General features: G+C 38.4%; 10 protein-coding genes. All 10 read right to left on the minus strand.

What is annotated here, in order from left to right; genetic code table 11:
• Positions 1-344: 344 nt before the first annotated feature.
• Positions 345-950, minus strand: coding sequence for a recombination mediator RecR (gene recR / locus P9M13_08575; protein MDP8263343.1), 606 nt, complete (start codon positions 948-950; stop codon positions 345-347).
• Between the two features lie 92 nt (positions 951-1,042).
• Positions 1,043-1,348: a YbaB/EbfC family nucleoid-associated protein gene (locus tag P9M13_08580; GenBank protein ID MDP8263344.1), complete on the minus strand. Its 306-nt coding sequence runs from the start codon at positions 1,346-1,348 to the stop codon at positions 1,043-1,045.
• 76 nt (positions 1,349-1,424) lie between these two features.
• A complete protein-coding gene (gene dnaX / locus P9M13_08585) occupies positions 1,425-3,149 on the minus strand; it encodes a DNA polymerase III subunit gamma/tau (protein ID MDP8263345.1) in 1,725 nt (574 codons plus the stop codon).
• Positions 3,150-3,295: 146 nt separating this feature from the next.
• Entirely contained in the window at positions 3,296-4,744 is a 1,449-nt protein-coding gene (locus P9M13_08590; GenBank protein MDP8263346.1) for an amidophosphoribosyltransferase, read from the minus strand.
• Positions 4,745-4,801: 57 nt separating this feature from the next.
• Positions 4,802-5,434, minus strand: a complete 633-nt coding sequence (locus tag P9M13_08595) for a M15 family metallopeptidase (protein MDP8263347.1) — start codon at positions 5,432-5,434, stop codon at positions 4,802-4,804.
• 87 nt (positions 5,435-5,521) lie between these two features.
• A complete protein-coding gene (locus tag P9M13_08600; GenBank protein ID MDP8263348.1) occupies positions 5,522-5,953 on the minus strand; it encodes a pyridoxamine 5'-phosphate oxidase family protein in 432 nt (143 codons plus the stop codon).
• 2 nt (positions 5,954-5,955) lie between these two features.
• Positions 5,956-6,219, minus strand: a complete 264-nt coding sequence (locus P9M13_08605) for a DUF2007 domain-containing protein (GenBank protein ID MDP8263349.1) — start codon at positions 6,217-6,219, stop codon at positions 5,956-5,958.
• A gap of 54 nt (positions 6,220-6,273) precedes the next feature.
• Entirely contained in the window at positions 6,274-6,933 is a 660-nt protein-coding gene (locus P9M13_08610) for a hypothetical protein (protein MDP8263350.1), read from the minus strand.
• 37 nt (positions 6,934-6,970) lie between these two features.
• Positions 6,971-7,714 carry a hypothetical protein gene (locus P9M13_08615; GenBank protein MDP8263351.1) on the minus strand — a complete coding sequence of 248 codons (744 nt, stop codon included), beginning with the start codon at positions 7,712-7,714 and terminating at the stop codon, positions 6,971-6,973.
• 175 nt (positions 7,715-7,889) lie between these two features.
• Complete coding sequence (locus P9M13_08620; protein ID MDP8263352.1) at positions 7,890-9,272, minus strand: sugar porter family MFS transporter; 1,383 nt, start codon at positions 9,270-9,272, stop codon at positions 7,890-7,892.
• Between the last annotated feature and the right edge of the window lie 248 nt (positions 9,273-9,520).

A 9,520-nucleotide genomic window follows, 5' to 3' on the forward strand; every position in this document is an offset into this window, starting at 1 on the left:
CCTAAACAATAAAAGCATCGAAGGTGCCTTCGGCACTTTTACTTTCCTGCTATCAACATCATTAACCTTGAGCCTAAACAATAAAAGCATCGAAGGTGCCTTCGGCACTTTTACTTTCCTGCTACCAACATCATTAACCTTGAGCCTAAACAATAAAAGCATCGAAGATGCCGTAGATGCCGTAGATGTTGAAGATGCTATTGAAAACGAGTTTCAATAATCACACAGAGGGGTATTTCTGTCAATATTTAGTTTGATTAGTTGGTAACAAGTAAAAAAACATGGGGACAAGGAAAGATTCGCAGGACTGAAGCCCTGCCCTACATAATCCCTTTTACTCAAGGTTAGGATAATTCTTTGCGACCTTCCATTGCACGGGTAATGGTAATATCATTGGCAAATTCTAGTGAACCGCCAACAGGTAGTCCGTATGCTATACGAGATACGATCAGATCATTACTATTATTCTTTAATACTTTTGCTAGGTACAATGCTGTTGCTTCACCTTCAATATCTGCTCCGGTCGCAATAATTACTTCTCTTGGTTTCGTGGAATTAATGCGACAAACAAGTTGATCGATCTTTATGTGTTCAGGACCGATACCTTTTAAGGGAGATATCTTCCCCATAAGAACATGATATACACCTGCAAAACTCCTTGTACGCTCTAAAGCGATAATATCTTTTGTGTCTTCTACAACACATAGCTTTTCTTTATCTCGTACAGGATCAGTACATATCATACAGGGATCAACTTCACTGATATTGTTACACTGTGAACATTGACAGATTTTTTCTTTTACATCGGTTATTGCATCAGATAATCGTTCAGCTTGTTCTTTTGAAGTATCATTAATAAAGAGTGCTAACCGTTCAGCAGTTCTATTACCTATGCCGGGAAGTTTCCCAAACTCTTCAATAAGTTTTGTAATCGATTCAGGATAAATCATGAGCTTCGCTCACTTTACTTTTTTAATATTATTTGTTCTCAGTGTTCGGTTATCGCAAAACGATTTCAATATTAATAATAAAACTGATCGCGTCAGCCACCAAAACCAGGTAGGTTAATACCGGTCATGCTTTTCATCTCGTTTTGAGCTATTTTCTTTGCACCGTTTAATGCAATGTTTGTAGCAGTTTTAACCTGCTCACCAATTTTTTTAGCGTTACCAGCTACTAAAAGGCTCTCATCAATCTCAATACTCGTTATTTTTTGGTCGCCGGTCGCTTTAACCTTAACGCCTGATGCGTTACCTTCTGCTTCAATTTGTCCAAGCACTTTTTGTACTTTTTTCATTTCTCCACGCATCTTAAATGCATCTTTCATCATATCTGCCATTCCAGCCATCTTATTCCTCCTTCTTAATTCTGATTGTGTTTACAATTACAATTGTTATTAATTAAACGTAGCGAAGCTACCGAAGTCACTCTTTTTTGACTTTTACTACTTTACCTTCAAAAATATCTAATACTTCTTTTACGTGAGGATGATTAACGATTTCTGCATCTTTCACATCCGGGGCAGGTTTATTCGAAGCCGCACCTGCAACATATCGTTTTTTAGCACCGGTAGTGACTTTTTCTTTTTCATATTCGATAAGGTCAAGATGTAACCGTATACGATGCCCCAATTTATCAGATAGTTTTTTCTGCACTAAAGCAAGGTTCTTCTGGTCGGACAGGGCCTCTTTATGAAAAATATTCTCGTGGGTGAACCCAACCATAAGTGTCCCGTCCTCAAAACCCAAGACTTTACCTTCAGTAAGAAATGTCTTTAATATCGGATGCTCTTTCGCAAATTCTTTTACTACCTGTTCCCACACATCGTGAATAATAAGCATATCAACATCTGGAGCAATAGACATTTCACCAGTTGTATTTGGATCCTGTTTAGCCGGTGTTTCTAAATACTCTTTTTCTGCACGAACAATGGTTGATGGACGTTTCTCTTTTGGAGGCACTGCTTGAGATATTGGGGGCATCTCTTTTATCGCTGTTTGTATCGGCAATGATTTTGATAGATTTTCTACTTTATCTATTAATTCAGTAATTGAAAGTTTACCTCTCATATGCGCCATTCTGATAAGTAGCATTTCAACGAGTACACGCATTGATATTGTACGCTTTATTTCTGATTCTGTTCGAGAACACAACTCGGTAATAGCGCACAATTCACCTTCAGAAAAAAGTTTTTCCTGCACAGTTAATTTCGCTAATGTTTCACGCGGCGCATCAAAAAGCGATGTATTGTTTTTTGATATTTTTAAGACCATCAGTTTTCTAAAGTGATCGGTAAGACCAACAAGAAATTTTCCGAGATCTTTACCTTCTTCAATAACATTTTTTACAAGCTGAAGGCACGCATTACAATCACTTTTACTCACACTATCAGCAACATCAAAATATATATCTTCTTCAACAAGACCAAGAACTTCTGAGACATGTTCATAAGCAATTTCCTTACCGCAAAACGAAAACAACTGTTCAAGTACTGATTCAGAGTCACGCATACTTCCTAACCCTGCACGTGCAATAGCCCCGAGCGATCCTTCATCTATCGCAACACCTTCAGTTTTCGTTATCATTGAAAGTCGTGCAACAATATCTTTTTGCGTAATACGTCTCAGTTCAAACTTTTGACATCGTGAAAGAATTGTTGCGGGAAGTTTTTCGCGTTCGGTTGTTGCAAAGAAAAACTTTACATGTGAAGGTGGTTCTTCAAGTGTTTTTAATAGCGCATTAAAAGCCGCTGTCGAAAGCATATGCACTTCATCAATGATATAAATCTTATATTTACACATTGCCGGCGAATACTGAACATTTTCTTTTATATCCCTGATGTGATCAACACCGGTATTTGACGCACCATCAATCTCCAACACATCCATTGATGAACCTTGAGCAATTTCTACGCAGTTTGGACAAGTACCACACGGATTTTCTGTCGGCCCGTCTTTACAATTTAACGCTTTAGCAAAAACACGTGCTATGGTTGTTTTACCAATACCGCGAGGACCGGAAAAAAGATATGCATGCGCAATACGATTCATTTTAATCGCATTTTTGAGCGTTTGAACAATCGCACCCTGCCCAACAATATCTTGAAACTTCTGTGGACGAAACCGTCGTGCAACTACCTGATAATCCATCGTGTTCCCTCTTTACTCTCTATAATAAAAATCCTCTCATGAAAAGAGGATAGTAGGCATGTATTGACCCTCTACCTGTATTGTGGAAAAAATTACCCTCTTTGTCAAAAGAATTCTTTTTAAAACAAATTTGTGTTCCTAAACGACTATTTCACCGTTGTCTTCTGCTGTTTTGGCGCGGTTGTACAAGTGTTTTTTGAAGGACATTTACCTGTCCAGCAATAGGTACACACCTTATCTTCAGGAAGCCCGACAGCATCAAGCATATCTTCAAGTGTCTGATACCTGATTGTCGTCGCCTTAATATCTTCTGTTATCCACTCGACCATTTTCTTATGTTTCTCAGTTGTCGGATCAATATATTCTGACACATCAGCTATATCCTGCCCTTCAATACTTCTTATAGCTTTACGTGCAACAAGCTCGTGTATCGTACGTGTCGACAAACAAAATTTACACGGATACAAAAGAGGAGGACATGCCGAACGAACATGTATTTCTTTTGCACCGCATTGCTTTAGTTTATTTATCGTAAAGTTTTTGAGTTGCGTACCACGAACAATAGAGTCTTCACATATTACTATTCTGTTACCATCAATAATCTCTTTAATTGGTATCAATTTCATTGTTGCAATAAGATCACGTTTTTCCTGTAGAGGCGGAGTATAGCTTCTTCCATACCCGGGCGTATATTTTACGAGCGGCCGGCGATACGGTTTACCTGATTCCATTGCATACCCTATTGCATGAGCGAGTCCCGAGTCAGGTATCCCTGCAACAACATCTACTTCAATATCTTTATCTCGACGAGCAAGACTTTTCCCGCATCGTTCTCTAACGACCTCAGTATTAATCCCTTCATAATCAGAAGCAGGAAACCCGGCATAGATCCATAAGAACGTACAGACCTGATTAATGCTTTCACCTTGTTTCTTTTGCACAAGACCGTCTTCACTGATAAGCACAATTTCACCTGGCTCAAGAAACTTTTCGGTTTTAAACCCTATATTTGTAAACGCGCTAGTTTCAGATGTCACTGCGTAGGCGTCTTCTCTCGAACCGATAATAAGCGGTGTATACCCTCTTTTGTCACGTGCAGCATATATACCGTCTTTATGTAAAAGCAACATTGAGCATGATCCCTCTATTGCTTCAAACACCTTTTCAATACCATTAATTATGTCACTACCAACAGTAATTATTTTTGCGATAAGCTCAGTAACATTAACACCGCTTTTACTCATCTCGCTAAACGAATGTCCCTGCTGCATAAGTTTGTTTGCAAGTTCATCACTGTTTTCGATCAATCCGCTTGTCACAATGCAAAACGGACCGAACTTTGAATTAATATACATCGGCTGTTCATTACTATCTGAAATAACGCCGATACCTTTTTTACCGGTCATACATTTTGTATCTTCATAAAACTTTGATTTAAACTGACTATAGCTGATATTATGAATTTGTCTTTGAAACGTCTCACCTAAAATTGCCATACCGCCAAATTCTGTACCTAAATGAGAATGATAATCTGTCCCATACAGTAATATTTCTGAACAATCACCTTTTGATACAACACCAAATACACCACTCATACTATCCTCCATTAGTCTTATTCGCACTACAGCGTACGATCTATATTTAAAAAATTATTAGATGCCCTCAAATTCTTTCGGGTCGGTATTTTCGATATCGTAGAGTCTCCAGCTTCTATCGGTAAAATGCCACCATTCAGTTTCGTGCGGGATGAAACCACATCGTATCATTGTCCGAACCAAAAGTATCCTATTATTAATGACATTTTCAGGTAAATCCGTACATGATAGATGTGCTTTTTGGGTAAAATCATCAAATTCTGTACCCATAGGAACTTCTTTACCGTCGGGTGTAACGAGAGTTACATCAACGGCTGCCCCCCGGTTATGAAATGACCCTTTTGCGGGATCAGCGACATAATTCAGGTCAGGAAACATTTTCCAAAGCTTCTTCTGAACATACAGCGGCCGATATCCATCAAATATCTTTAGTCCAAACCCCTTTTTCTTAAGAATATAGTGCACTTCTTGCAATTTGTATGCTGTCCCACGTCTCAAATAACAGGTATCTGTTGCATACAATACTTGATGGGTAAAATTATCTTTTGTGGCATATTTCAAATCAACAATAATAGAAGGGATAACACTTTGAACATTTACGAAATCTGTTTTCTTTGGAAGAGGATTGATAGCACATGAACTAACACAAACACTTATTGCTATACATAAACAAGAAATAATAAAACGCATATTGTTACTAACAACCCTTAAATTCATATTTCACATAAAGACACAATGTGCCCATCATTATTTGATGAGCACATAGCCTATTACTGGTTATTCATCTGGAGTATACACAACTGGCTCCATACTTCCAGGTATCATATATTCTATTACTTGAGGTGTTGCTTTTAAAACAACATAGTTTGGATCATCCGGACCTGAAAAGAAATTTTTTAACACATCCTGCCATACTTTATTCTTCGAATCAGCATCATCGAGAATCTCACCTGTAGCAACAATATTTACATATGGTATCATCCAATTATTTGGATCACCACCAGCGGTAATATGCACACTATTATTATTCTTTATCTGTAAGACTTTACGTGACTGTGCAAATGTTGGCGCATAACAACAGAGATCATCATCTATTTGTATACCCATATATCTCACCCACGGCTTACCGTTTTCTAATGTCGCAACGGCTGCAAGATGATTACTATCAACTACTTCTTTGATCTTAGTCTTTAACTCTGCTTTATCCATGTTCATTCCTCCTCATTACCATTTTCGGCTATCTCAGCATCATCCATATCAATTTTTTCATCCATAACATTTTGCGCCCGCGCAATATCTGACTCACGCACCTGCAACTTTATAAACCCTACAGCAGGCGATAAAAACCAATTCAGCCCAACAATATTCTCATCCGCGAGGAAACACTCTATACCAGCCGCCTCAAGTTTTGATTTATACATATGGGCTTCAAACGATTTATCGAAAGTAGCAATTGTAACAAGTTCGTCAGACATATACACACCTATTAAGGGTTAAGAAACAATAATATACCTAAAAAACCTTATGTATTAGGCTTGCTCCGCAGGCGCATCTTCAACCGATTGAACGGTTTGAGACGGGGCATCCTCTTTCACTAATTGCCTATACACATACGCCATTGCAACCATTGTCGTCGGTGCTGTAACAAAAAGACCGATCCCCAAACATAACGCACCAATAATATTAATAATCCCCAATACGATAATAAAAACAAACAAGTCAAAACGCGCACCTTTTGTTATCGCGGCACTTTTTTTGAGTGATTCAATCGGCCCCATATTTTTATCAACGATCAGATAGGTAAAAAACATGCATGCAATAGCAACGATAATACCAGGAACAATTAACAGGATAAAGCCAATTGTTACGAGTATCATAAAGACAATTGACGCAGCGGCATAATTAATGAATAGTGACCCACATGATAATAGTTCACCAAAAGACACCTTAACTCCGTCACACATACCGAGAGCAATCTTAATAAACCATATACCGATCATAATATTAACCAGAAAAGAAGCAACTTGCCATACAATAGAAAGAGATGGGACCAGGCCTTCAAGTATACTTAATATAACACTCGGCAGCACCGCAACAATGATAACACCAACAAAGTACAGCAGATTGTCTTTCATTGCATTCCAACCAAACTGCAGGGCATCACCCAATGAAAATTTTGTTTCAGCCATATGTTGCTCCTTTCATATGGAGTTATTAATATTACTATTAGTTTACTTCTACCTGTGCTTGAGGGTCAAACGGATTCGTTCTTACCGCAAGTGAAAAAAGATACGGATAATCACTCTTTAAATGTTGCATATATACCAGCCATTCAATAATGAGCAGCTGATACGCTCGCTTAATATCTCCGGACAAATGTTCGCAATCACTTTCAGGCTTATCATTTAAAGCTGTCCTGTGCACAAGCTCTTCGGTAATATGGAACACTGCCCACAACAAATTTGAGAATGTTTCATGTTCAAGCAGATTAGGGTTTTCCAAAAGAGTAAGAAGAAAATCACGTTTTTCTTTAAGAAAACCTTTTAATGCGTCGAGATCACCTTTTGTACTGTCGATTGAACAGTTATAATTCAGCAGGTCATCAGACATGCTGATGAATTTTTTCTCAGACCACTGATTAGACACAATGAGGCTCTTTGCCACATCTTTAAACCCAAGATCAAATGTTGCAAAGATCTTTATAAGGTCGTAACCTACTTCGCTAAAAAACACACCTATTACCATGTTCAGTTTTTTCAGCATGGTTTTCTTTTCTCTGTAGGTAAGCAATTGATGAATAATGAGAGTTACCAGGAGAACCTCAAGAAAAGCGAAGGCAACATCACCTATAAGATAGATAAATATATGATGCGCATCACGAAATATTGCATAATGCACCAAATAAAAAATAGTTGATAACAGAATTAATATTACTCCCAGCATTACTTGCCATGAAAAAAAACGTTTCATCTACACTCCTTTATAACCCTATTGCCCCAAGGGGTTAAGAAACTATAATATGACCAATTTGGAGACTCATCTTTGGCCGTCTGCTTCGTTGCTCCTCCTTAACGTACCACAGTGGATACGCGGCACTCTTCGTTCCTTGTTTCGCTCCAAAATCGTCTCAGCCAAATTAGTCTGATTATAGTTCCTTGACCCCTAAATGCCCGAGATGTTTTCTGCTTCTCAGATGTTCTTCAATTTCTTCCAGTGTATGCCCCTTTGTTTCAGGCACATAGAAATAACAGAAAATAATTCCTAATCCCGCAACAATTGCATACAGCCAAAACGTACCAGATTTTCCTAGTTTATCAATGAGTGTTAAAAATGTTGATGAAACCATCATATTAAACAGCCAGCATGAAAGAGTCGCAAGACTCATAGCGCGACCACGAATATGTAACGGATAAATTTCAGCTATCATAAGCCAGAAAATCGGACCGAGACTAATAGCAAACGACGCGACATATACAACAAGGCTACCAACAGCAATCCACTTTAGTGCACCTGAAAGCGCGGTAAATTTAAATGCAAGACCTAACACACCTAAGCTCAGCGTCATCCCAGCCATACCAACATATAGAAGCGGTTTTCGACCAACTTTATCGAGTAACCATATTGCAACAACGGTCATACCCATATTTACGAGACCAACACCGGCAGTAGCAAGTATAGCTACTTGAGCTGTTTCAAAACCAGCAAATTGAAATATTGTTGGCGCATAATATATAACGGTATTGATACCGGTAAACTGCTGAAGAAACGCGAGCATAAAACCAACGATCAGAGCTGGCCGCATCCATGGAGCAAACAAATCTTTCCATGAACCTTCTTTTTTGGCAAAACTCGCCGTAATTTCCTCTACTTCAGGTTCAACATTATCTTTATTAAGTATTTTCTTTAAAATAGAACTCGCCTTATCATTCTTTTTCCGGCTGAGCAACCATCGTGGTGTTTCAGGCAAAAAGAGCATTCCAATAAAAAGTATACACGCAGGAACAACACCGATAACTAGCATCCATCGCCATCCTTCAGTATTAGAAAACGAATAGTCTATTATATAAGAGAGAAAGATACCGACAGTAATCATAAGCTGATTCATAGATACGAGTCCCCCACGAATATGTGGCGGAGAGATTTCAGAAATGTATAGTGGCGCAGTATATGACGCGACACCGATTGCATACCCGATAACAAAACGGTATGCGATAAGCAAATGCACATTATGTGCGCTCGCACACCCTATAGAACCAATAGCGAAAAGAATAGAAGTAATAAGTATTGTAAGCCGCCGACCCAAACTGTCAGCAACCGACCCGCTTGTTGCAGCACCAAAAACAGCACCTAAAAGCACAACACTAACAACAAACTCTTCTACTGTATGAGTAAGATGGAACGCTTTCGTGATAAACAGTATTGCACCGGAAATCACTCCGGTATCATACCCGAAAAGCAACCCAGCTGTTGCAGCAATTGCCGCAATAAGAAACATGAAAGGGGTTAGTTTATTTTTTACTTTCTCCATGCTGCCTCCTTTGGGAATCAGTTGGTTTATATAGTACCCTATATCACACATTACTTATACTTACACTTCGACTATTATATATGATATTATAGAATATTGAAACAGTAAGAATCATAATATGGTAACCGGTGAGCAAAAGGGGGGACAATAACAAAATAAAACCCGCATAACTAAAGATAGATCTAAGATTAAAAAAAACGAGCCGAAAAGTTTTTATACTTCCGGTTTATTTTTTTATGTTGACAGTA

Source organism: Candidatus Ancaeobacter aquaticus (assembly GCA_030765405.1).
Classification (GTDB): Bacteria; Auribacterota; Ancaeobacteria; order Ancaeobacterales; family Ancaeobacteraceae; genus Ancaeobacter; species Ancaeobacter aquaticus.

Excerpts from the sequence above, each read along its gene's own strand:
- recR (MDP8263343.1), bottom strand. The coding sequence starts at position 950 with ATGATTTATCCTGAATCGATTACAAAACTTATTGAAGAGTTTGGGAAA.
- P9M13_08580 (MDP8263344.1), bottom strand. The coding sequence starts at position 1,348 with ATGGCTGGAATGGCAGATATGATGAAAGATGCATTTAAGATGCGTGGA.
- dnaX (MDP8263345.1), bottom strand. The coding sequence starts at position 3,149 with ATGGATTATCAGGTAGTTGCACGACGGTTTCGTCCACAGAAGTTTCAA.
- P9M13_08590 (MDP8263346.1), bottom strand. The coding sequence starts at position 4,744 with ATGAGTGGTGTATTTGGTGTTGTATCAAAAGGTGATTGTTCAGAAATA.
- P9M13_08595 (MDP8263347.1), bottom strand. The coding sequence starts at position 5,434 with ATGCGTTTTATTATTTCTTGTTTATGTATAGCAATAAGTGTTTGTGTT.
- P9M13_08600 (MDP8263348.1), bottom strand. The coding sequence starts at position 5,953 with ATGGATAAAGCAGAGTTAAAGACTAAGATCAAAGAAGTAGTTGATAGT.
- P9M13_08605 (MDP8263349.1), bottom strand. The coding sequence starts at position 6,219 with ATGTCTGACGAACTTGTTACAATTGCTACTTTCGATAAATCGTTTGAA.
- P9M13_08610 (MDP8263350.1), bottom strand. The coding sequence starts at position 6,933 with ATGGCTGAAACAAAATTTTCATTGGGTGATGCCCTGCAGTTTGGTTGG.
- P9M13_08615 (MDP8263351.1), bottom strand. The coding sequence starts at position 7,714 with ATGAAACGTTTTTTTTCATGGCAAGTAATGCTGGGAGTAATATTAATT.
- P9M13_08620 (MDP8263352.1), bottom strand. The coding sequence starts at position 9,272 with ATGGAGAAAGTAAAAAATAAACTAACCCCTTTCATGTTTCTTATTGCG.